This is a genomic window from Polyangium sp. y55x31, assembly GCF_029946505.1.
In the GTDB taxonomy this organism is placed as follows: Bacteria; Myxococcota_A; Polyangia; order Polyangiales; family Polyangiaceae; genus Polyangium.
Map to the genome: position 1 here is coordinate 1 of NZ_JARZHG010000043.1, position 21,363 is coordinate 21,363.

The following is a 21,363-nucleotide window of genomic DNA, read 5'->3' on the forward strand; positions in this document are numbered from 1 at the left end:
GCCGCCGACGCCGCCGCTGCCGCCGACGCCGCCGCTTCCGCCCGCGCCGCCGCTGCCGCCCATGCCGCCGACGCCGCCGCTGCCGCCCGCGCCACCGCTTCCGCCCATGCCGCCCGTCCCGGAGCTGCTGCTCGCGGACGACGACGACGACGAGCTGCTCGCGGCGAGCGAGCCGCCTGCCCCGGACGTGAAATCGGGCAACTGGGTGCCTTGCGCGCAGCCGACGAGCGGGACGAATGCGGAGAGCGCGACGAAGCGGGGAAACATGCCCCAGTTGTCGCGTACTTCGTGATGGCGTCAAGCTTGGAGGAAAGAGCGAGGCGGGACGGATGGGGGCGGGTCGCCGCCCCCATCCCAGCGGATCACCGGATGGTGATCGCGAGCTTGTAATCGAACACGGCGAGGGCGTTGCCCGGCTCCGCCGAGAACGGCGCCGCCTGCACGAGCAGGTAATACGTGCCGCCCGCGAGGTTGTGCGCGAACGCGTGCGTGGGTGTCGCGCCGAGGCCGTCGATCGCCGAGCAATAGCCGCGACCGCCGTCGTCGTCCGCGCCGAGCTCCACGCCCGCCGCATCGTACAGCGTCAGGTAGCTATCGATGGGATCCGCCCCGTTCGAGCACGACTCCGCGGCCGTCCCCTCGATGATCTCGGCCCGCAACGACTTGCCCGCCGGGACCGTGATCTCGAAGTAATCGTCATCGTCGAAGGCCGGATGCGCGGCCGTGATGACCGTGTCCCAGCCCGTCGTCGCGTCGGCGTCGGCCGGCTGATTGTTCGGCTCGGTCTCCGGGCCGCTCTCCGTGAGCACCTTCGCCCGCAGCATGTACGAGGCGATGGTCCCGTTGTTGTTCGTCTCCTCGACGCTGACGTAATACGTGCCCGCGGCGAGGTTCATCGTCAGCGCCGAGCAGGAGCCCTCGCCGCTCACGTTGTCCGTCTCGAGGAGCTGGCCGCTCGCGTCGAGAAGGCGCAGCGTGGACGTGAAGCCGCAGCCGATGCCCGTGTCGTTCAGCGTCTCGAGCACGAGCGCCGCGTCCGACGCGAGGTCGATGCGGAAGACGTCGACGTCGCCGACCGCGGCGATCGAACCCGTCACGTTGGTGCTGCCCGTGAGAATCACGCCGGCGTCCGCCTCGACCGTCGTGTTGTTCGGCTCGATCTCGGCGCCCGCCTCCAGCGCGCACATGTCGCTGCAGCCGTCGCCCGCCGTCGTGTTGCCGTCGTCGCAGGCCTCCGTGCCGTCGAGGTAGCCGTCGCCGCAGACCGGGGTGCGATCGCAGGTCGCCTCGCAGCCCGCGCCGCCGTCGCACTCCTCGCTGCCCTCGACCACGCCGTTGCCGCAGACGGCCTCGACGGCGATCTCGAGCAGATAGCCGGGGATGGCGTTGTTGTTCTCGTAGTCCTCGACCTTGACGAAGTACGTGCCCGGGGCGAGGTGCCGCGCGCCCGCGTGCGTCTTGCCCGAGATGCGCGAGCAGATGTTGACGCCGCCGTCGTCCGCCTGCGCGAGCTCGGTCGTGCCGTCCGGGCCGTAGAGCGTGAGCACCGTGTCGAGCGGCAGCGCGCAGGTCCCGGGGCCGTTCGCGTCGTGCGTCTGGAGCCGCACGTCCGAGATCGCGCTCAGCGTGAAGCTGTAGAAGTCGACATCGCTGCCCGGGGTGATCGCGCCGCTCACGATCGTGTACGGCGTGTAGGGTCCGCTCGCCGTCGCGCTCGTGTCGTTCGGCTCCGTCTCCGGCGTCGACTCCTTCGTGCACGTGGCGTCGCAGCCGTCGCCCGCCGTCGTGTTGCCGTCGTCGCAGGTCTCGGGCGCGTCGATCTTGCCGTCGCCGCAGACCGCGATGCGATCGCAGGTCATCGAGCAACCCGCGCCGCCGTCGCACTCCTCGGCGCCCTCGACCTTGCCGTTGCCGCACGTCGCGTCGAGCGTGATCTGCAAGCGATAGCCGGGGATCTCCGTGTTGTTGAGGAAGTCCTCGACCGAGACGTAATACGTGCCCGCCGGCAGATGACGAGCCGCGCCGTCGCCCGGCTTCTTCGCGTCGATCTTGCCGCACGCGCCGAGGCCGCCGAGGTCGCGCTCGAGCAGGAGCGTGGTGCCGTCGGTGCCGTAGAGGCGGAGCAACGTGTCGATGCCGTTGCAAGAGCCGGGGCCGTTCACGTCGAACGACTCGACCGTGAGGTCGCTCGTCTGGTCGAGCTTGATCGCGTAGAAATCGACGTCCGTGGCCGGGCTGATCGCGCCTTGGTAAAGCGCCGGCGGAGCGAAGCCGCCCGACGCCTGCGCGCTCGTCTCGTTCGGCTCCGTCTCCATGAGGATCGACGTCTCGCAGGTCGCGCTGCACGTGTCGCCGTCCATGGTGTTGCCGTCGTCGCAGGTCTCGGGTGCGTCGATGTTGCCGTCGCCGCAGACCGGGACGCGATCGCAAGTCGGCGAGCAGCCTGCGCCGCCGTCGCACTCCTCGGAGCCGCTCACGGTGCCGTCGCCGCAGACCGCGTCGTACGTCACGACGAGCTTGTAGCCCGGGATCGCCTTGTCGTTGCCGGCCTCCTCGACCTTCACGTAGTACGTGCCCGGCGCGACGTGCCTGAGCGCCGCGTTCGTCGTGCCGTCGAGGCGCGAGCACGCGTTCGTGCCGTTGTCGTCGTCGGAGGCGATCACGGTCGTGCCGTCGGACGCGTAGAGCGTGACGAGCGTGTCGATGTTCAAGCAGCTCGACGGGCCGGCGCCGTCGTACGTCTCGATGTGCAGGTCGACCGTGCCGGGGACGGTGATCTGGTACCAGTCGGCGTCGCTCCCAGGGCTGATCGAGCCCGCGACCAGGACGGGCGCTGAGTACGGACCGTTCGCCGTGCCCGACGCGTTGTTCGGCTCGGTCTCCGTGAACGTGTCGACGACGCAGGCGGAGCTGCAGCCGTCGAGGTCCTTCGTGTTGCCGTCGTCGCACGCTTCGGTGCCGGCCTGGATGCCGTCGCCGCAGGTCGTCGCGCACACGCTCGGAGCGCCCGTGCATGAGTAGCCGACGTCCTCGACGCACGCGGTGCAGCCGTCTCCGTCGTTCGCGTTCGCGTCGTCGCACGCCTCCATGCCGGCGACGATGCCGTCGCCGCAGGTCGTCGTGCACACGCTCGGCTCGCCGGCGCACAGGAAGCCCGCTTCTTGCGTGCAGGCGGCGTTGCAGCCGTCGTTTGCCGTGGTGTTGCCGTCGTCGCAGGCCTCGCCGCCGACGATCACGCCGTCGCCGCAGTTCGGCGTGCACACGCTGGGTTCGTCGGCGCAGCTCCAGCCGGTCTCCTGCGCGCACGCGGCGTCGCAGCCGTCACCGGCCGTGGTGTTGCCGTCGTCGCAGGTCTCGGCGCCGCCGACCAGGCCGTCGCCGCACACGACCATCGAACCGCCCGTGCCGCCCTGGCCGCCCTGGCCGCCTTGGCCGCCTTGGCCGCCCTGGCCACCCTGACCGCCTTGGCCGCCTTGGCCGCCCTGGCCGCCCTGGCCGCCTTGGCCGCCCTGGCCCCCGATGCCGCCTTGGCCGGCTTCGCCCCCCATGCCGCCTTGGCCTCCGGTGCCCCCGGATCCGCCTTGTCCTTGCGGAATATCGCTCCGATCGACCGATGCGATCAGCTCGCAGCCCATGGATCCGAACGAACCCAGGCCGAGCACGAGCGCTACCCCAACGTGCCGCGTTAGCCTCGTCATGCGCGATTCTTCGCTCCCAACGTTAGCGATGTCTCGCCCGACGCCTGCGCCGAGACGCGTACCCGAGAGCCTCGGCAAGCGAAGAGCTGAGATACCTCAATGAATCGACGGGCCGGCGTCAAGGAATAGGTGCCGCGCGCCTTCGATGAGGGATCTCCAGGGTGAAGGTGGCTCCCTCCCCTGGGCGATTGTCCACGAGCACCCGGCCGCCGTGCGCCTCCGCCACGCTCTTCACGATCGCGAGCCCGAGGCCCGTACCATCACGATCCGCGTCGGTCGTGAAGAACCTGTCGAAGATGCGCGGCAGGATCGCGGGCGGCACGCCCGGGCCACGATCCGCAACGGAAACACGAATCACGGCCTCGGGCGGGCCTCCCTCGACGCGGATCCGCACCGGCTCTCCCGGCGGCGAGAATCGAACGGCGTTGTCGAGCAGGTTGCCGAGCGCCGTCTCGACGTCCACGGGTCGGCAAACCACGTCCTTCTCGCTCGCCACATAGTCGAGGATCACCGGCTGATCGGGCCCCGACGCGCGCTCCTTCGCCGCGAGCGCGAGCGCCGCAAGGTCACACGCGCGCATCGGCTCGGCCGAGGCCTCGATGCGCGAGAGCTGGAGCAGGCGCGAGACCAGTCGATCGAGGCGCTCGACGTCGAGCTCGATGTTCCCGAGGAAGCGAACGCGCGCCTCCGGATCGTCGTGCGCGCCTTCGCCGAGCAGCTCCGCCGCGCCGCGGATCGAGGTGAGCGGCGACTTGAACTCGTGCGCGACGTCGGCCGCGAACTCCGAGATGTACCGCATGCGCGCGTCGAGCCGCTCCTTCATCGCCGCGAACGACTCGCCGAGCTCGCGGATCTCGCCGCCGCCGCCGATCGGCACGACCACGTCCCGCTCGCCCGCCGCGATACGCTTGGCCGCGCGCGAGAGCCGCCCGAGCGGCCGCGAGATGCTCCACGCGAGCACGAGCGTCACGAGGCCCGTGCCGAGGAGCGCGACGAGGAGCACACGTCCGAGGCCCGAGCGGATGCGGTAGAGCTCGAACAGGACGGGCTGCGTCGATCGCGCCACGTACACCACACCCGTCACCGCGCCGTTCGTGCGGATCGGCTCTGCGAGAAAGAGGATCACGCCCGGGTCGCGGTCGCGGATGCGCGTGCGTGTCGCCTTCGAGCCCGCGAGCGCCGAGCGCACCTCGAAGCGATCTGCGATCTCCGGCCACTTCTCCCCGGGCGCCGCGCGCATGTCGAGCGCCCACCGCACGTCCCGCGAGCGCGGCAGCCGGAGCGGCGCCGGCGGCTCCGGCCCTTCGGGCGGCCCCTCCGCGTGCGAGTCGGACACCACCTCGCCGCCCTTGTCCACGAGCCGGATCCGCGTCCGCGTCCGCTGCGCCGCCGTCGCGAGGATCTTCTGGTGCTCCGGATCCCCGAGCGCGCGGCCCGCGCCGAGGTTTTGCTCGACGAACGATCGCACGAGGATCGCCTGGTTCGACATGTCGCGCTCGAGCGCGTCGAGCAGCTCCCGCTCGTGGATGCGCGCGAATTCGAGCCCGATCGCGGGCACGAACAGCGCGAGCAAGTTGATGGCGAGCAGCCGCATGCGGATGCGGCCGAGCAGGACGAGCAGCCTACGCACCGGCGACCTTGTACCCGACGCCGTGCACCGTCGCGATCGGGTCCTCGCCGCCCGCGGCGCGGAATTTCGCGCGGATCCTGCGCACGTGCGTGTCGATCGTGCGCTCGGTGATCAGGTTGTCGTACCGGTACGCGCGCGTCATGAGCTGGCTGCGCGAGAGCACGATGCCAGGTCGTTCGAGCAGCGCGCCGAGCAAGCCGAGCTCGGTCGCCGTGAGCGTCACGGGTGTGCCGTCGAGCCGCGCCTCGTGTCGCTCCACGTCGACCTCGATCCGCCCGTGCGTGAGCACCTTGCGCGTGGCCTCGCCCGGCGCTTCGAGCCTGCGGAACAAGGCCTTTACGCGCGCGACGAGCTCGCGCACCGAGAACGGCTTCGTGAGGTAGTCGTCGCCGCCGAGGTCGAGGCCGAGCACACGATCGATCTCGTCGCTGCGCGCGGACAGGAAGAGGATCGGCACGCGGCTCTCGATGCGGATGTGGCGACACGCGGAGAGGCCGTCGACCTCGGGGAGCATCACGTCGAGGATCACGAGGTCCACAGAGCCTTTCGCGACGGCCTCGATCGCCTCGCGGCCGTCGGTCACCACGGAGACCTCGTAGCCCTCTTTGCGAAGCGCGTACTGCAGGACCTCGCGGATACGCGCCTCGTCGTCGACGACCAGGATGTGTTTGCTCACGTCTCGATCGGCTCCTCGGCGCGGAGGCTCTCTTCGGCTTCGAGGGCAGCGCCGAGGCCCTCGACCCGCGCCTGCACCTCCGAGACGATACCACCGATGTCCGCCGCGGAGGATCCGCTGAAGCGCGCCACCGTGACCTGCGTGCGCAGCGCCTCGGCGAGCGCGCAGAGCTCCTCCAGCGCACGCGCGTCCCGGTCGCGCAGCGAAGACAGACGGCGGACGTTGTCGAGATCGAGCCGCGCCGTCGCGAGCGCGCGGCTCGATCCCGAGGCGCGCTCGAGCTCGCGCACGCGCGCCTCGGCCCGCCCGAGATCGAACGCCTCCTTGCGGAGGAGCGCTTCGAGCTCCGCGTGCCGCGCGACGCGCCGCTCGACCTCCGCCTCGATCCGCGCCGCGGCCTCCGCCGGCAGCACGCTCGCGAGCGGCGTCCCCCGCGACGCCGCGACAGCCTCCCCGAGCGCGGCCTTTACCCTCGCGAGCGCGCTGCCCGCCGCGCCCATCGGCGCCTCCACCGCGCGCTTCGCGGTCAGCGCGATCGGCGCCCAGAGCGGCCAGAGCGGCACGGCCAGCGCTGCCGACATGGCCGCGCGTGATCCTCCCGCGGGGGACGAACGGTAGATCGCCACTGCGCAGCAGAGCCCCGCGACGAGGTAGAGCAGCGACAGATCGCGCAAGCTCATTGCCCTCCCTCCTCCACGAAGTCTTCCTCGACCTCGCGCGACCGCGTGTCCTTGTTGCGCTCCCACGCGTCGGACTCCGCGGGCGCGTCGATGCGATACGGCCGGTCGCTGTACATCGCGGCCGACGTCACGCTCGTCAGCACGGCCTCGGCGAAGCTGCCCTCGCGGTCTCGCAGGAACGGCACGCTCGTCGCGCGCGGACGCACCAGGTACGGACGCAGGATCCACGCGGTTTGTCCGCCGACCGCGAAGAACACGCCGATGAACGCGATCGCCGTGGTGAGCCGCCCTTTCCCTTCGCCGAGCCCGCGCACGAGCAAGGACAGCGCCGCGAACCCGGCCACGGCATACGCGCCCGACGCGACGATCGCCGCCGTGTGATAACCCATGCCGAGATCGAGCATCAGCCAAAGCGCGGGCGCGAACGCGAGCAGGACGAGCGACGATCGACCCGCGGACGCGAGCGCGAGCGCCACGATCGATCGCATCGGCCAGGGCCTCCCGAGCACTGCGGCGAGCGCGTGGAACGCCGGCGCCGAGAGCGCGAGCGTCGCCAGCACGGCGAGCGGGACCTTCGCGGCGCCGTAGAGGATCTGCGCGCCGCCGCGGAAGCTCCCGAGCACGCCGCCGAATGCGGCCGCGCCGAGCGCGATCGAGGCGAGCGAGGTCGCGGCGATGGAGCGCACCTCCGGGTCGTCGTCGCGACAAGCGCGGGCGATCTCTCCAGGTGCGCGGAGCAGGCGGGCGAGGACGGTCGCGCTCACGGGGCACCTCCGAAGATCGGCAGCGTGCTCCACCAGACCCGCGCCGACAGCGCCGTCGCGAAGATCGCGAAGCCGGCGAGCGCGAACCCGCTCATCGTTCGCACGCCCGCGGAGGCGCGCCCGAGCGGCACCCCAATCGCGCCGAGGAACGCGCGCAACCCGAAGATCCCCGCGAGGATCAGGCCGAGCCCCGCGGAAAACGCCGCGCCGACGCGCGAGCTCGACGTCGTCACGAACAGCGCCATCGCGGGCGCGAGCCCGCCGAGCACGAGGCCCGTCGTCGCCGCCCCGCGCGCCGCGGCCTTCACCGCGGCCGGCGGATCGATCGGCGCGTCGAACAGCGTGAGCACGATGAACAGCGCGGGCACGCCGAGCCCTGCGACGGCGAGCGGCGCGAGCGGCACCGCGGCCGCGTGCTTCAAGATCGAAAGCCCTCCGTCCCGCGTCCCGATCGACAGCCCGTACATCGCCGACAGCGCGAGCGCCGCGGCGAACCTCCGCGCGTCGTCGCGCAGCGCGCCTGCGGCGCCTTCCGGCCCGTCGCCGAGCAGCGACTTCGCGAACGACGGCGCGCCCTCGTCGACAGGGCTCGCCGGGGCGACGTGCGGCGCTTCGGGGGGCGGCGGGGGCGTGGACCCTTGGGGTTCGGGCGGGGCGTCGCCCGCGAGGGCATCGACGTACGAGGCGTGGGCTTGCATCTTTCCTCCGGGGTGGCGGCCACGGGCCGCGCCAGACCTCCTTTTCGTATCGCCCCGGTTTGGCGCTCCTCTGCCTTCGCCGCGGAGGAGTCGTGGAATGAATTCGACGAAATTGTGGCAGGGTGGATCACCGATGATCCACCTCTCTGCCGCCGTTCCGTTGTATCGACTTCGGTTTCGCTGCTAGAAGGGGGGCCATGCACGTTCTCGTCATCGGTGGGACGCGGTTCGTCGGGCCGCTCCTCGTGCACCGGCTCCTCGCGGCGGGGCACCAGGTGACCTTGTTCAATCGCGGGACCCTGCCGGATCCCTTCGGCGCGCGGATCGAGCGGCTGAGGGGCGATCGGACGACGGCCGATTTGTCCCGGCTCATGCAAAACCGTCACTTCGACGCGGCCGTCGACTTCGCCGCCTATCGCTGGGAGGACACGCGCGGCGCGGTGGATGCGCTCGGCGGCCGCGTGGGGCATTACGTCTTCATCAGCACGGGCCAGGTCTACCTCGTGCGCGAGGGCGCCCCGCGGCCTTCGCGGGAGATCGATTATGTCGGCCCGGTCATGCCCCGCCCCACGGACGAGGACGAGCTCGCGAACTGGGAATACGGCACGGGCAAACGCGACTGCGAGGACGCGCTCGTCGAAGCGTTCCAGAAATCGCGCTTCCCCTCCACGCGTGTTCGTATCCCCATCGTGAACGGCGAGCGCGACCATTATCGCCGGCTCGACCGTTATCTCCTCCGCCTCGTCGACGGCGGCCCGGTCATCGTCCCGGACGGCGGCACGCACCCGGTTCGTCACGTCTATGCGGGCGAAGTCGCGCGGTTCCTCGTGGAAATCCTCGGCCGTGAGCAGACGTTCGGCGAGGCGTACAACGTCTGCCAGCGGGAGACGCCGTCCCTCGTGGAGCTGCTCGGCATTCTGCGAGGAATGCTCGGGTCCCGGGCCAAGCTCGCGCCCGTCGCGTCCGCGGACATCCTCGCGGCGGGGCTCGACCTCCGCGACGTCTCGCCGTTCAGCAGCAAATGGATGTCGATGCTGGATCCCTCGAAAGCCGAGGCCGAGCTCGGCTTCTGCCACGAGCCGCTCGCCACGTCCCTGGGCAAGATCGTGGCGAGCTTCCTCGCGTACGGTTATGCGACGCCGCCGGACGGCTACGAGCACCGCGCGACGGAAATCGCGCTCGCCGAGCGCTGGCTCAAGGAGCGCGAGACCGTGCGTCCCCCGCCCACGGGGCGCTTCGAGTAGCCCCCTCCTCGCATCGGACGCAGCATCTGCGCCGCCACGCAAGGCGCGCACGTCCTCGGCCGCATGCTCGGCCCCGAGGCCGCAAAACCAGGCATTCGTGGGGATGGCATGGCCCTTGCCGAGGGTCTCGCTCGAAAGCCACCTGCACCTGGAGAGCGATGATGCAACGTACGATGAGGGCCGCGGTCGTTCGGGCGTTTGGACAGCCTCTTTCCATCGAGGAGGTCCCCGTCCCTGTGCCCGGCGCGGGCGAGGTCCTCGTTCGCGTCGTGGCGAGCGGGGTTTGCCATACCGATCTCCACGCAGCGAACGGCGATTGGCCGGTCAAACCCGCCTTGCCCTTCATCCCCGGCCACGAGGGCGTCGGTCACGTCGCGGCGCTCGGCCCCGGCGTCACCACGCTGAAAGAGGGCGACCGCGTCGGCGTCCCCTGGCTCCACAATGCCTGCGGCGCCTGCGACCATTGCATCACCGGCTGGGAGACGCTCTGCCCGTCGCAGCAAAATACAGGCTATTCGGTCAACGGCGGCCACGCCGAATACGTCGTCGCGCCTGCGGCGTACGTGGGACGCATTCCGGACGCGCTCGGCTTCATCGACGCCGCGCCGATCCTTTGCGCGGGCCTGACCAGCTACAAGGGCCTCAAGGAGACGGAGGCGCGTCCGGGGCAATGGGTCGTCGTCTCGGGCATCGGCGGCCTCGGGCACCTCGCGATTCCGTATGCGAAAGCGATGGGCCTGCGTGTCGTGGCCGTGGACGTGGGCGCCGACAAACTCGACCTCGCCCGCGAGCTCGGCGCCGAGCTCGCCATCGACGCGCTGCACACCGACCCGGCGGCAGAGGTCCAAAAGCAGATCGGCGGCGCGCACGGGGCGCTCGTCACCGCGGTCTCGCCGGGCGCTTTCCGCCAGGCCCTCGGCACCCTCCGCTCCGGCGGAACGTGTGTCCTCGTCGGCCTCCCGCCCGGCGATTTCCCCACGCCGATCTTCGACGTCGTCCTCAAGCGCCTCACGCTCCGCGGATCGATCGTGGGCACCCGGATGGACCTCAAGGAAGCGCTGGAGATCGCCGCGCACGACGGGATCCGGCCCACGACCGAGGTCCAGCCGCTCGAGGCCATCAACAGCGTGTTCGCGCGCATGGCGGAAGGGACGATCCACGGCCGCGTGGTGCTCGCCCTTCGCGAGGAGGAAAAAGGTCAGGTCAACGCGGCGCGGTGATCGAAGGCCGCTCAGCGCGTCTTCGCGAACGATTTCGGAGGCGCGAGGGTGGCGCGACAGAAGACCACATTCTCGCCGTGCTTCGAGGGCGGGCAAAACCGCGTTTTGGGCGGCTCGCCCGCGGGGCTCGTGGCCGCCTCCTCGCCGCGCTCGTGAGGCTGGGCCTGCGGCGCCGGATCGAGACGATTGCCGCGATCGACCTTCGCGTCCCGTTTTCCTCCCGTGCCGACGCCGGGTCCGCCGAACCAGCTCGACGGGGTGTGGCCCAGACGGAGCGAGGCCGAATCGTGCATTCCGGCCGGCAGGTCGTCTCCGAACGGGTCCGTTTGCAGCGCCTCGGCGCGCTCCCCGGAGGTCGCCGTGGGCGTGTTGTCGGTCCGCACCGACTCCATCGTGCCCTCGTCGCAAGGCCCGCTCACCTTGCGCTCGCCGCCGCGCTCCTCCGTCACCGTCTCCCCCGGCTCCGCGGTCACGAGTAGCATGCGCGTCTGCGTGACGTGCTCTTCGATCCGCGTCTCGGCGTACGAATCCCTCGGCCCGAAGAGCGCCGCCCCGCTGAGCAGCAGCACGTGCGCGGCCAGGGAAAAGCCGTGGCAGAGCACGGGAACGAACGGCTTCACGGGGGGGAGGGGAGTGCTCATGTCCATGCGTGGGCCTCGGGCGAGCGGCTCGAGCGCGGACACCGCTGCGTGCCCTGGGTTCCCGCATTCTTGCGGCCCCCCCACGATCCAGGCATCCTGCCGATCCTTCCCCATGCGCGTGCCCTTGTTCGCCCTAGCCCTCGTCGTCCCCGCCCTGCTCCTCGCCTGCGGCGCTCGCAGCGATCCCACGGCATTTGATCTCGGGAGCGGCGGCGCGGGCGGCACGGGCGGCGGGCCTCCCGTCTGCACCGTCGAGCTCTGCAACGGCCTCGACGACGATTGCGATGGCCAGATCGACGAGGAGAGCCAGAACGCGGGCGCCGATTGCATCACGGACCTGCCCGGCATCTGCAAGGACGGCTCCGTCGTCTGCACGGCGGGCGCCCTCGCGTGCGCCCCGGACGTGGCCCCGAAGCCCGAGATTTGCGGCAATGGCATCGACGAGGATTGCAATGGCATCATCGACGACGCCTGCGCCAAGGGCAACGGTTGCAGCGACGGCACGCGCGAGGGGTTCGTCGACGAGCAGCAATTTCCCCAGATCGCTGGCTGCTCCGGCGGCTGGGACCGCCCAGGCCTGATCTATTCGTTCGACCCGGAATGCAACCGCGAAGCCGGCAACACGAGCGTGAACCCGTTCGGCAAGGGCTGCCGCGCGGAAGATCTCTGCGCGCCGGGCTTCCACGTCTGCAAGGGCGCGGACGACGTCGCTGCCCGCGCGCCGGGGGGCTGCGCCGGCGTGGGCCTCGAACCGAACCTTTTCTTCGCGACCCGGCAGGGCTCGACCGGCTGCGCGATATGCGCCCTCGGCACCCTGACCGATCCGAACCTCTGCACCGCCGGAAGTTGCTCCATGGACTGCGCGCAGAGCGACGTCACGGCGAACGACCTCTTCGGCTGCGGCACGCTCGGCTTTTCCAATGACGGCAACTGCGGGGTGCTCACCGTGACCTCGGGCAACATCTGCAGCTCGCTCGGCGCTCCGTGGTGGTGCGGCGGACCTGATGGCGGTTACGACGAGGCGCACGTCGTCATCAAGTCCGGCCCCGACGGCGGCGGCGTCCTCTGCTGCGCGGATTGAGCGGGGCGGGGGGCCTTGACGTCCGCCCGCCGCCCGCGTTTCATGGGTTCCATGCCGTCGGGTGGGCCGAGGCTCTGCGTGCTCCACATCTCGGACCTGCATTTCTGTGCGGCCGAGGCGCGCGGCCACTACTGGAACACCGAGGCCACCGAGCTCGCCGTCGCGCCCCACAACCGCCGCGGTCTCCTCGGCAGCCTGCTCTACGACCTGCGCAACGAGGGCCTCACGCCGAACCTCGTCGTCGTCTCCGGCGACCTCCTCGACCGCGGTAACGAGACCGGCGTCGAGCCCGTCGTCGTGTTCCTGAAGGCCCTCGCCGAGGGCCTCGGCCTCCCGGCCACGCGAATCGTCCTCGCCCCGGGAAACCACGACGTCCTGCGCGGAGGTGATCCCGCAGGCCGGTACGTCCTCTACGACCGCATCCGCGGCGCCCTCTACGGCGATACGCGCCCGTCCTTCGCGCCCGATACGCCGCCGCACAAGCGCGTCGATCACCACGTCTTCGAGGACCTCGGCGTCGAGGTCGTCGCGTTCAACTCCTGCGAGGAGCTCGAAGCGAGCGCGCAGAAAGAGCACGGGTCCGTGGGCATCGGCCAGCGCGACCACGCCGACGGGCTCCTCCGGCGCACCCGGAGCAAGAACCTCTTTCGGCTCGCGGTCGTCCACCACCACCTGGAGAGCCCCGCGGGCGTCGGCCGCACCGATTACAGCGTCATGACCGACGCGGGCGGCATGCGGCGCTGGCTCGCGCGTGAGCGATTCCAGCTCGCGCTCCACGGCCACCAGCACGTCGATTGGCACGACGTACGCGAGCTCGACGGCTGGTTCCTCGCCATCGCCGCCGCCGCGAGCGCGGGCGTCGCCGAATATGGCCGCAAGGAATGGGCGCTCCCCATTGCCTACCAGATCCTCGTCGTCGAGGGCCCGACCCGCGGCCGCCGCATTCGCCGCGAATACGACCCGCAAACCATGGAATGGGCCGACGCGGGCCGCGGCGAGGACACCCAGGCCCTCCGGTTCGGCCCCGCGGACGTGGCCGTCTCCTCCTCCTCGCGGCCCGCGCCCGAGCCCGCGGTCAAGACACCATCGCCCGAGGAGCCCTCGCCGCCGAGCCTCACCCGCAAGGGCCGCATCGCCGTCAAGATCCAGCACCTCGAACGCGCGATCGATTCACACCGCACCACGCTCCGCGTGCAGCTCGTGAGCGTCGGCGCCGCCGTCTTCCTTGGCATCGCGCTCGCGGCGTACCTCTACCGCATGTTGCCCCCGGTCCTCTCCGTATCGGGCGGCTTCGCGCTCCTCTTCGCGGGCTCGATCGGCCTCCCGATGCGGCTCGCGTCGTATCGCGAGGCAATCGACAGGCTCCATTTCCTCAAAGACGGCTATCAGCGTTGCGCGTCGCACCGCGACGACGAGCTCGTGCGCGTGCTCGACGAGCGATTCCAACGGCTCATTTGAAGGGCGAGCCATGACCATGGATGAGAAAGACAGGTTGGAGATGGAGCTCTCGGCGCTCGAGGCGCGCGCGCGCGCGCAGCGCCAGAGAAGCATGCTCGTCACGCTCGTCCCCGTCCTCCTGACGGCGCTCGTCGTCGTTTATTTCGCGATCGACATCGCCCGGAAAAACATGGAGCTCCAGGACACGCGGATGGCCAAGGACGAGCTCGACCAGAGGCTCAGCGAGGGGCAGGCCAAGCTCGACGAAGTCGAGAAATCGCGCAAGAAGCTCGAAGAGGAGACGCGCCGCCTCGAGGATCGCAAAAAGGACCTCGAAGCGTACCTGCGCAACCAGCGGGCGGAATTGCACCCCTCCGCCCCTGCGACAGCGGGGGTGGCGGCCCGCACCGCCGATGCCCCCGAGAGCGTCGTCCTGACCGAGGAGGGCAAGGTCCCCGAGGGATTGCGTCCGACGCCGCGCGTGAGGGTGGTGCAGCGCCCCGGCATTCGCGGCAGTGCCGTGTTCGACGTCATTCTCTCGCTCGACGTTCCGGAGGCGCAGAAGGACACGATCAAGCGCGTCGTGTACGAGCTGAACCCGGTCTTTTACATCTCGAAGAGCGAGCTCGTCGGCGGCAACGCGCCGTCGTTCGAGGCCGCGGCCTCGGTGAACGCCTGCAAATCGACCGTCGTCGTGAAGATCGAGCTCCGCGACGGCTCCCGCATGGAGCTCGATCTCGACTGGTGCCGAGCCGAGGGATGGCCGCAGAAAAGAGCGGAAAAACAGATCGTCGAGAAGGCGAGCCCGAAGGAAGTCGAGCGGTTGCTCAATACGCCCCCGCAGCTCACGCCCCCGCAGCTCACGGCCCCGCCGGCCACGCCCCGCCAGAATGACCCGTTCGTCGACGATCCGTACCGGTAGCACCCGCCCGGCACCTCTCCATCCTCTCCACATTTTCGATCTTCATCGGTTTTTCCCGCCAGACGATCGACGCGTCCACGTCGAAATCGTCCTGATGAGCGTGAATCGTCCGCGCTGCGTCGCGTCGAAGAGTCGCTGCCGACGTGATGGCTGCGTGGAGGTTCCGAAATGAAGAAGTACGCGACGCTCCTGGCTTTTTGCGCCCCTCTGCTCGGGCCTGTGATGGAGGCGCGGGCGGACGTCGGGATCGGCGCGTCGCTCGATGCATCGTTCCTCGGGAAGGTGCAGATGAGGACGCCTGCCCAGATGCAAGCGCAATGGCAAGCGCCCGTCCAGTTGCCGCCGCAGGTCCAGACGGCTCCTCCGGCGGAGCGGCCCTACGGCTATCGATCGGTCCCGCGTCCGCAATATGGCTCCGCCCCCACCCCGAGGCGTTACACGAACGCCTACCCCGGCTATACCGAGCTCCGCGTCGCGCCGGTGTACGGCGGGATCGCCTGGATCTACGACGGCGACACCCTCGTCGGCTCGATCGAGGGGCGCCCCGGCGTCATGTTCGTCCCCGAGGGGCGCGCCTATGGCGTCGTCATGACCCGCGGCGGTCGGATGGTTTGGCAAGGCCACGTCCAGGCCACGCCCGGCGTCGTGGCCCTCTCCCTCGACCGTTACGGCTCGCCGATCGTCGAGCGCGTCCCGCCGCCGCCCTCGCACGGCGCGTATCCGCCGCCCGCCTTCGAACTCGAGCGGCCCCTCTCGGCCATCCAGTTCCGCACCACGATCGCCGACATGGAGGCCTTGCAAGACGATCGCAGCCGCCTCGCGTTCGTCGTCGAGGTCTTCGGCAATCGCGCCGTCACCGTCGGCCAAGCGCATGATCTGATCGCGCGCCTCGCATTCGAAGAATCGCGCCTCCGGGCGCTCGAGATCCTCGCCCCCGGCCTCATCGGTCGTGGTGACGCCTCGCGCCTGCTCGACACCTTCGTCACCTATGAAGGCCGCGCCCGCGCCGCCGCCATTCTCCGCATTCCTTGATCATCCACAATGCCCGCTCGACGTCCCGTCCGGCGGCACGCACGAAAGCCCGAGGGTCGCGCAATCGAGCGTGACCCTCGACCCGGCCACGCAGACCGAGATCGACGATCCATTGCAGACGTCGATGTCGGGATCGAGCGGTGAGCACGCCTCCCCGGGCTGCGCGCACCGCGCGCCCCCGTCCTCCGCGACGCACGCGGCGCCCATCGCAGCGCAATCGAACTCCGAGGCGAGCGAGCCGTCGCAGACGCGCACCCGCGCATCTTTCGGCGCGCACGACGTCACGCCTGGCTCGTCGCACGGAAAGACGCCGTCCTCGGTCGCGCATTGCGCGGACGCGCCCTCCGCGCCCTCCGGGCAGGTGAGCCCCACCGTGTTGCAATCCTTCGCGACCTTCAGGTTCGTCGCCGGATCACACCGCACGTAGACCCCCGACGTGCAGCGCGGCGGCACCGCGGTCTCGGGGAGGCACCCGCTGAGCGCGCATCGACCCTCGCTCCCGAGCCCGAGCCTGCACTCGCTCCCGGCGCCCCAGTGCGGCGTCACGCAATGCTCGGCGTACCGGCTCGCGCAATCGACGAGCATCCCCGCGGACGTGCACGCGTCCCCCGCCGCGCCCACGCACCGCGCGTCCTCCTCGCCGAGCGGCTCGACGAAGGCGCACGCGAGCGCCTCCTCGCATCCCCCGGCCTCGCTCACGCAGGCGAGCAGGCTCGCCTGCGCTGAAAGACCAAACCGGCTCTGCGGCAGCGGGCCCGCGAGCCACCCGAGGCACGTCGAGAACCGCGTCGCGCTCGCCGGCACGCCGATCGACCGCGCGATCGCCTCGGAGAGCCGTGGACAACGAAAGACCAGGCTACACGCCCGCGCCGCCTCCTCGATCGGGAGGTACCCGGGCAGCGCGCTCGTGTCCGGGGGCAGGGGGACCCCGTCGAACACGGTGCAGCCGAGGAGCCCGAGGAGGAGCCAAGCAAGGAGTTTTCCACGCATCACCGGCCATTGTCGCCGATCTCCCTCGCGCGATACGGATTCGCGTGCAGATCCCAGCGCGACGCGGGCGCTTTCGGCCGCGCCGAACCGGTCGCCGCGCCCGAAGCCGGCTTCATTTCCTCCGGCGTCGCGCGCGCCGGCACGCGCTCGCCCATCGCCTCCCCGATCGCCCCGTTCGTCACGACGACCCCTGCCTGCCGCGCGGACGCCACGCTCGCCTCCACGCCCGCGTTCGCCCGCGCCGGGCTCGGCGCTGCTCGTCGTATCGCTGCGAGCGCCAAGAAGCCGCCTCCCGCGAGCGCCGCCGCCGAAGCCAGCACCACGATCGCCCGCGACGACGATCGCCGGCGCGGCGTGTTCTCCGGGGCCGCCTCGACCCTTGGTTGGTCCAGAAAAACTCGCACCGCCTCCCGCCGCCGCTCGATCTCCGCCGCTCCGTGCCGCGCGAGGATCGCCGCGACCTCGCGCGCGGGCGCGGGCGGGAGCGCGCGTTCGAGCGCCTCCGCGAACGCCGCGGCCGAGGCGAAGCGCTCCTCCGGATCGCGACAAAGCGCCGCGTCGAGCACCTCGTCGACCGCGGGCGGAAGGCCCGAAATGGCCTCCGACAGCCGCGGGATCTCGTCCGCGAGCACGCCGATCAAGACGTCCGCCTCGTCGTGCCCGTCGAAGAGCCGCTCCCCCGTGATCGCCTCGTGCAGCACCACGCCTGCGGCGAACACGTCCGCGCGCCGATCGAGCTCGCGACGCCGGAGCTGCTCCGGCGCCATGTACGCGATCGTCCCCTTCATGATCCCGCTCTTCGTCTGCGTGATCCGCCGCGCCGCCTTGGCCACGCCGAAATCGATGAGCCGCGCTCGCCCGTCCGTGCCGACGAGCACGTTCCGCGGGCTCACGTCGCGGTGCACGATCTCGAGCGGCTCGCCGCGCAGATCCTTCGCCTCGTGCGCCGCGTCGAGCCCGGCGAGCACGTCGAGCAGGATCCGGCTCGCCACCGCGGGCGGCAGCCGCTCGCCTGCGCGCCGCGTCGCATCGAGCAGCGCGCCGAGCGAGAGCGACTCGACGTACGGCATCACCAGGCAAAGCTCGCCGGACGCGTCCACCACGTCTTCCACCGGCACCACGTTCGGATGCCGCATCGACGCGGCCACGCGCGCCTCGTCGCCCAGCATGTCGCGGAGGTTCGGCTCCTTCAGCAGATGCGGATGCACGCGCTTCAGCACGACGAGCCGCTCGAAGCCGACCTCGCCCGTCTTTCGCGCGAGGTACGTCGTCGCCATGCCCCCGGAGGCGAGCTCGGCGATCACCTCGTATGCGCCGATCCGCTCGATTGCTCGCGCCATTCAGAAGCTCCCCGTGGCCCCGACGAACGCCGGGCCTCCGAGCACGGGCGGCGTGATCTTCAGTTCGACGCTCGGGGCTTCGGATCGCCTGACGGCGTCCTGCGCCCCAGACCCCACCTTCACGTCCTTGCCGCTCCGCCCCACGAGCCAGATCGATCCGAGCGCGCCCGTGATCGCGCCGAGGCCGAGCGACACGCCGATCAGCACGTTCGTGCGGAACTGTTTGTCCCGGCCATCGTAGTATTTGTCCCAGGTTCGCCCTGCATCGTAGTCCGACCGCGCGTTCAGCGTATCGACCCCCGACCATACCAAGAGCCCCGTGCTCACGAGCGTCGCCGCTCCGCTCGCGACGAGCGCCGGCACGAGCCACGGTTTGTCGGCGCGCGGCGCGGTCGGGATCGGGGCCGATGGTCGCTGTGGTTTCACGATCGGCCGCGGCGGCTCTCTTGGCGGCTCCTTGGGCACATCGTTCGGCGCTGAAACGATCTCCTCCACGACGAGCGCCACGCTGCGCACGCTGCCCGCTTCGAGCACCTCCGTCCGCTGCACCGAGATCCCACGCATGCGGCCTTTGATCACGTGTGTTCCGGGGTGCACGTACACGCTCGATCCTTCGAGCGGCTGATCGTCGACCCGCACGTCCTGGGCCTCGGGCGCGAACACCTCGATCCGTCCGAGCTTCGTCGCGAGCTCGGCGAGCGCCTTGCCGGCCTCGTCGCGATCCGGCGCGCCTTCGGGCGCCTCGCGCAGGTACCGCGCGTATCCGTTCGCCGCGCGCGCGATCTCGCCAGCCTTGTTCCACGATCGCGCCGCGTTCCAGAGCGGCGCCGGGTGCGGCGCTTTGCGGTAGGCCTCCTCGAACCGTTCGGCTGCTCTTGAAAAATCACCGGCTCGATACGCGCGTTCGCCCTCCTCGAATGCGCGCGTCGCGGCCTCGCGATCCTCCATCGCTCCACGCTCCTCGCTCCGCGCCGCCGTGATCCCGGTGCCTGCGGGCGCCGCGAGCAGCACGAGCGTGCACAGGACGAGCCGGGCTCTTTTTCGAGAAACGGAGCGGGCAAGAGGGAGCATTCCGCGATAAGATACCACGTCTTCCGAGCGCGCCGCGGCACGCCCCGGCGCGGGGAGCAGGGGTATGACACATTCTGTCCTTCCCTTTCGAGCGACTCGTGTGTCCATCGTCTCCCTCCTCCTCGCGGCGGCCGCCTGCGGCCCTGCCGAGAGCGAGGACGAGCGCGTCGACGTCGAGCAGGCCCTCGATGCGTTCGACGTCTCGCAAAACGAAGCGGCGCTCGTCGTCGGCGCGATCGCGCGTGTGGATCCGAAAAGCAAAAATCCCGAACTCGCCGCGGCAAAAGCGGCGGCGACGGCGGGCCTCGTCTTCCGCCCCGTGGACTGCGTCACGGCCACGCGGAAGGACAACACGGTGAAATACCTGCTCTCCGGTTGCGTCGGCCCGTTCAAGACGGCGAAACTCGACGGGACGCTCGACGTCGTGTACTCGGTCAGCGGCAATGGCCTGCACGCGCTCGCGTCCGTGCGGGATCTGCACGCCTCGCGGGCGATCCTCGACATCGACTCCGAGGGGTTTTACTCGCTCGACCCCGACGGCGAGACGCGGCGGCTCGTCGTCGAGGCGAGCGGCGAGGGCCAGGGCCCGCGCGGACATCGAATCGAGCGCGCAGGCTCTTACACGGTCACGTGGAATGCCACGGAGAAATGCGTCACGTTCGAAGGTGATTGGGAGACCATCGTGAGCACGCGGTCTTTTCATACCACGGTGAGCGGGCTCTCGCGTTGCGCGGGCGAATGCCCCGCGGCGGGCGGCGAGATCGTGCACGAGAAAGAAGAACTCGGCGTCCGCATCCGCGTCACGTTCGACGGCAGCGCGCAGGCGTCCTGGTCGAGCTCGCGTGGTCGAAGCGGGAAAATCCAGCTATTCTGCGGCGCGGGAGCATGAAGAAGAGGCGCGGAGGAGGACATCGATGAGCGATTCGGTAGAGGAGGGCGACGTTTCGCTCGTCGAGCGGGTCCTCGCGGGGGATCGGAGCGCGGCGGACGCGCTCGTGAAGGAGCATCAACCCGGGATCTTGCGCCTCGTCCGGAGGTACGTCCGGCGCCCGGAGGACGCCGAGGACGTCACGCAGCGGGCCTTCCTCAATGCGTTCGAAAAACTCGCCGATTTTCGCCGCGAATCGAGCTTCCGCACCTGGCTGTATCGGATCGCGGTCCACGTCGCGCTGAACCACGTCCGTGGATCCTCGCGGGAAGGCCCGCTCGCCGACATGGACGATCTGCCCGCATTCACGAACTCGCTCGAAACGAGCCGCCTCGTCGCCGCCGAGGTCTGGGGCCGCGTGGCGCAGCGGCTCGAAGAGCTCCCGCCGAAGCAGCGCCTCACCGTGGAGCTGCGCCTCTTCCACGAGCTCAGCTTCCGCGAAATCGCGGTCCTCGCCGATTGCAGCGAGGACAGCGCGAAGGTGAACTTTCACCACGGCATCAAGCGTCTGCGCGGGCTGATCCCGGATCCGAACGGCTGATCCCGCGCGCCTTGCGTCGCCCTTTCCATCCGGCGAGCCCCGCGCCGAGCGCGGCGAGCGTCGCGAAAAGGGCGAGGGCTCGCGGGACCCACAAGGACGAACGTCCCGGGTCTGTCGGGACCGACCGTTCGTCTTTCTTTACCAATGCGGGAGCGGCATACGACGCGCACATCCCCGCCACGTCATCCGGATCGAGCGCGCGCCTCGGCGCATGCCCTGGCTTGAGCCCCGCGCGCATCACGGCCGATGTTTGCGCGCTGTGCGCGAGCCCCGCCGCGTGCCCGAGCTCATGGAGCAGCACCGTCTCCAGATCGAGCGCGTCCGCCGGAACGTTCACCACGTCGCTCCACCGCCGCGTCGCGTCGAGCTCGATCACCACGCGCAGAATTGCACCGCTGAACTTGTCACTCTCGACATCCGTGTGCGCCGCAATCGCCTGGCCGTGACGCCACCCCTCGCGCACGGCCCGCACCTCGATCGGCGCATCTTCCCCCGTGTTTGCGTAGGCGAACGAAACCCTCGTCGCCCCGCAATTCACGCCGGACCACGTCGCCATGGCCCGGAGCATGGCCCCCCGGCCTCCATCGGAAAGACCCGGCACGGGTGTGGCAAGACGCACCCGCGCCGGAAAGGAAGTCAAATGCAGGCGCGCGCCGTACTCGGATCGCCCGTGCTCGTAGCCCCAGGCTGGAGGCGTGAGAGACAGGGCCACGAGCATCCCGAGGGATACCCGGACGAACCCGAATACGGCGCGCGCCGAGCTCATGCGT

The 21,363-nt window shown here is 70.4% G+C and carries 20 protein-coding genes; 8 read left to right on the plus strand and 12 right to left on the minus strand.

Annotated elements, in window-relative coordinates; genetic code table 11:
* From QHF84_RS42495 to QHF84_RS42525, 7 genes are all read right to left on the minus strand, one after another.
* The coding region (locus tag QHF84_RS42495; protein ID WP_281319295.1) for a hypothetical protein at positions 1-267 on the minus strand (267 nt) is incomplete at its 3' end.
* A 95-nt stretch (positions 268-362) separates the two neighbouring features.
* Positions 363-3,698 carry a DVUA0089 family protein gene (locus QHF84_RS42500; RefSeq protein ID WP_281319296.1) on the minus strand — a complete coding sequence of 1,112 codons (3,336 nt, stop codon included), beginning with the start codon at positions 3,696-3,698 and terminating at the stop codon, positions 363-365.
* 118 nt (positions 3,699-3,816) lie between these two features.
* Positions 3,817-5,328: an ATP-binding protein gene (locus QHF84_RS42505; RefSeq protein ID WP_281319297.1), complete on the minus strand. Its 1,512-nt coding sequence runs from the start codon at positions 5,326-5,328 to the stop codon at positions 3,817-3,819.
* The gene (locus QHF84_RS42510; protein ID WP_281319298.1) at positions 5,321-6,004 is read right to left on the minus strand and encodes a response regulator transcription factor; all 684 of its coding nucleotides are present in this window, start codon (positions 6,002-6,004) and stop codon (positions 5,321-5,323) included. The genes QHF84_RS42505 and QHF84_RS42510 overlap by 8 nt, the downstream gene beginning before the upstream one ends.
* Positions 6,001-6,684, minus strand: a complete 684-nt coding sequence (locus QHF84_RS42515; RefSeq protein WP_281319299.1) for a hypothetical protein — start codon at positions 6,682-6,684, stop codon at positions 6,001-6,003. The genes QHF84_RS42510 and QHF84_RS42515 overlap by 4 nt, the downstream gene beginning before the upstream one ends.
* Positions 6,681-7,448 (minus strand): hypothetical protein, encoded by a 768-nt coding sequence (locus tag QHF84_RS42520; RefSeq protein ID WP_281319300.1) that lies wholly within the window; start codon positions 7,446-7,448, stop codon positions 6,681-6,683. The genes QHF84_RS42515 and QHF84_RS42520 overlap by 4 nt, the downstream gene beginning before the upstream one ends.
* A complete protein-coding gene (locus QHF84_RS42525) occupies positions 7,445-8,146 on the minus strand; it encodes a hypothetical protein (RefSeq protein ID WP_281319301.1) in 702 nt (233 codons plus the stop codon). The genes QHF84_RS42520 and QHF84_RS42525 overlap by 4 nt, the downstream gene beginning before the upstream one ends.
* 197 nt (positions 8,147-8,343) lie before the next feature.
* On the opposite strand from QHF84_RS42525, the gene QHF84_RS42530 reads away from it, so the two are divergent.
* Positions 8,344-9,390 carry an NAD-dependent epimerase/dehydratase family protein gene (locus tag QHF84_RS42530; RefSeq protein WP_281319302.1) on the plus strand — a complete coding sequence of 349 codons (1,047 nt, stop codon included), beginning with the start codon at positions 8,344-8,346 and terminating at the stop codon, positions 9,388-9,390.
* 161 nt (positions 9,391-9,551) lie between these two features.
* Complete coding sequence (gene adhP / locus QHF84_RS42535; RefSeq protein ID WP_348652932.1) at positions 9,552-10,610, plus strand: alcohol dehydrogenase AdhP; 1,059 nt, start codon at positions 9,552-9,554, stop codon at positions 10,608-10,610.
* Between the two features lie 11 nt (positions 10,611-10,621).
* Here adhP and QHF84_RS42540 read toward each other — a convergent pair whose 3' ends face one another.
* Positions 10,622-11,251, minus strand: coding sequence for a hypothetical protein (locus QHF84_RS42540; RefSeq protein WP_281319304.1), 630 nt, complete (start codon positions 11,249-11,251; stop codon positions 10,622-10,624).
* 112 nt (positions 11,252-11,363) lie between these two features.
* Here QHF84_RS42540 and QHF84_RS42545 point away from each other — a divergent pair, with 112 nt between their 5' ends.
* From QHF84_RS42545 to QHF84_RS42560, 4 genes are all read left to right on the plus strand, one after another.
* Positions 11,364-12,332, plus strand: a complete 969-nt coding sequence (locus QHF84_RS42545; protein WP_281319305.1) for a MopE-related protein — start codon at positions 11,364-11,366, stop codon at positions 12,330-12,332.
* Positions 12,333-12,410: 78 nt separating this feature from the next.
* On the plus strand, positions 12,411-13,790 hold the full coding sequence (locus QHF84_RS42550) for a metallophosphoesterase (RefSeq protein WP_281319306.1): 1,380 nt from the start codon (positions 12,411-12,413) through the stop codon (positions 13,788-13,790).
* A 16-nt stretch (positions 13,791-13,806) separates the two neighbouring features.
* The gene (locus QHF84_RS42555; RefSeq protein WP_281319307.1) at positions 13,807-14,691 is read left to right on the plus strand and encodes a hypothetical protein; all 885 of its coding nucleotides are present in this window, start codon (positions 13,807-13,809) and stop codon (positions 14,689-14,691) included.
* A gap of 168 nt (positions 14,692-14,859) precedes the next feature.
* Entirely contained in the window at positions 14,860-15,723 is an 864-nt protein-coding gene (locus QHF84_RS42560) for a DUF4476 domain-containing protein (protein ID WP_281319308.1), read from the plus strand.
* Here QHF84_RS42560 and QHF84_RS42565 read toward each other — a convergent pair whose 3' ends face one another.
* From QHF84_RS42565 to QHF84_RS42575, 3 genes are read right to left on the minus strand one after another with little or no spacing between them, the layout of a single operon-like run.
* The gene (locus QHF84_RS42565) at positions 15,724-16,713 is read right to left on the minus strand and encodes a hypothetical protein (protein ID WP_281319309.1); all 990 of its coding nucleotides are present in this window, start codon (positions 16,711-16,713) and stop codon (positions 15,724-15,726) included. It abuts the gene before it with no gap.
* Positions 16,713-18,053: a serine/threonine-protein kinase gene (locus QHF84_RS42570; protein ID WP_281319310.1), complete on the minus strand. Its 1,341-nt coding sequence runs from the start codon at positions 18,051-18,053 to the stop codon at positions 16,713-16,715. Before QHF84_RS42570 ends, QHF84_RS42565 begins: the two co-directional genes overlap by 1 nt.
* Complete coding sequence (locus QHF84_RS42575; RefSeq protein ID WP_281319311.1) at positions 18,054-19,124, minus strand: hypothetical protein; 1,071 nt, start codon at positions 19,122-19,124, stop codon at positions 18,054-18,056.
* 100 nt (positions 19,125-19,224) lie between these two features.
* Between QHF84_RS42575 and QHF84_RS42580 the strand changes: the two genes are divergently transcribed.
* Together QHF84_RS42580 and QHF84_RS42585 are read left to right on the plus strand one after the other, a co-directional pair.
* Positions 19,225-20,013, plus strand: coding sequence for a hypothetical protein (locus QHF84_RS42580; RefSeq protein ID WP_281319312.1), 789 nt, complete (start codon positions 19,225-19,227; stop codon positions 20,011-20,013).
* A 25-nt stretch (positions 20,014-20,038) separates the two neighbouring features.
* The gene (locus QHF84_RS42585; protein WP_281319313.1) at positions 20,039-20,593 is read left to right on the plus strand and encodes an RNA polymerase sigma factor; all 555 of its coding nucleotides are present in this window, start codon (positions 20,039-20,041) and stop codon (positions 20,591-20,593) included.
* Here the strand turns inward: QHF84_RS42585 and QHF84_RS42590 are convergent.
* Entirely contained in the window at positions 20,553-21,359 is an 807-nt protein-coding gene (locus QHF84_RS42590) for a matrixin family metalloprotease (RefSeq protein ID WP_348652930.1), read from the minus strand. The genes QHF84_RS42585 and QHF84_RS42590 overlap by 41 nt on opposite strands.
* Between the last annotated feature and the right edge of the window lie 4 nt (positions 21,360-21,363).

Excerpts from the sequence above, each read along its gene's own strand:
- QHF84_RS42500 (WP_281319296.1), bottom strand. The coding sequence starts at position 3,698 with ATGACGAGGCTAACGCGGCACGTTGGGGTAGCGCTCGTGCTCGGCCTG.
- QHF84_RS42515 (WP_281319299.1), bottom strand. The coding sequence starts at position 6,684 with ATGAGCTTGCGCGATCTGTCGCTGCTCTACCTCGTCGCGGGGCTCTGC.
- QHF84_RS42525 (WP_281319301.1), bottom strand. The coding sequence starts at position 8,146 with ATGCAAGCCCACGCCTCGTACGTCGATGCCCTCGCGGGCGACGCCCCG.
- QHF84_RS42530 (WP_281319302.1), top strand. The coding sequence starts at position 8,344 with ATGCACGTTCTCGTCATCGGTGGGACGCGGTTCGTCGGGCCGCTCCTC.
- adhP (WP_348652932.1), top strand. The coding sequence starts at position 9,552 with ATGCAACGTACGATGAGGGCCGCGGTCGTTCGGGCGTTTGGACAGCCT.
- QHF84_RS42540 (WP_281319304.1), bottom strand. The coding sequence starts at position 11,251 with ATGAGCACTCCCCTCCCCCCCGTGAAGCCGTTCGTTCCCGTGCTCTGC.
- QHF84_RS42545 (WP_281319305.1), top strand. The coding sequence starts at position 11,364 with ATGCGCGTGCCCTTGTTCGCCCTAGCCCTCGTCGTCCCCGCCCTGCTC.
- QHF84_RS42555 (WP_281319307.1), top strand. The coding sequence starts at position 13,807 with ATGGATGAGAAAGACAGGTTGGAGATGGAGCTCTCGGCGCTCGAGGCG.
- QHF84_RS42560 (WP_281319308.1), top strand. The coding sequence starts at position 14,860 with ATGAAGAAGTACGCGACGCTCCTGGCTTTTTGCGCCCCTCTGCTCGGG.
- QHF84_RS42565 (WP_281319309.1), bottom strand. The coding sequence starts at position 16,713 with ATGCGTGGAAAACTCCTTGCTTGGCTCCTCCTCGGGCTCCTCGGCTGC.
- QHF84_RS42570 (WP_281319310.1), bottom strand. The coding sequence starts at position 18,053 with ATGGCGCGAGCAATCGAGCGGATCGGCGCATACGAGGTGATCGCCGAG.
- QHF84_RS42575 (WP_281319311.1), bottom strand. The coding sequence starts at position 19,124 with ATGCTCCCTCTTGCCCGCTCCGTTTCTCGAAAAAGAGCCCGGCTCGTC.
- QHF84_RS42585 (WP_281319313.1), top strand. The coding sequence starts at position 20,039 with ATGAGCGATTCGGTAGAGGAGGGCGACGTTTCGCTCGTCGAGCGGGTC.
- QHF84_RS42590 (WP_348652930.1), bottom strand. The coding sequence starts at position 21,359 with ATGAGCTCGGCGCGCGCCGTATTCGGGTTCGTCCGGGTATCCCTCGGG.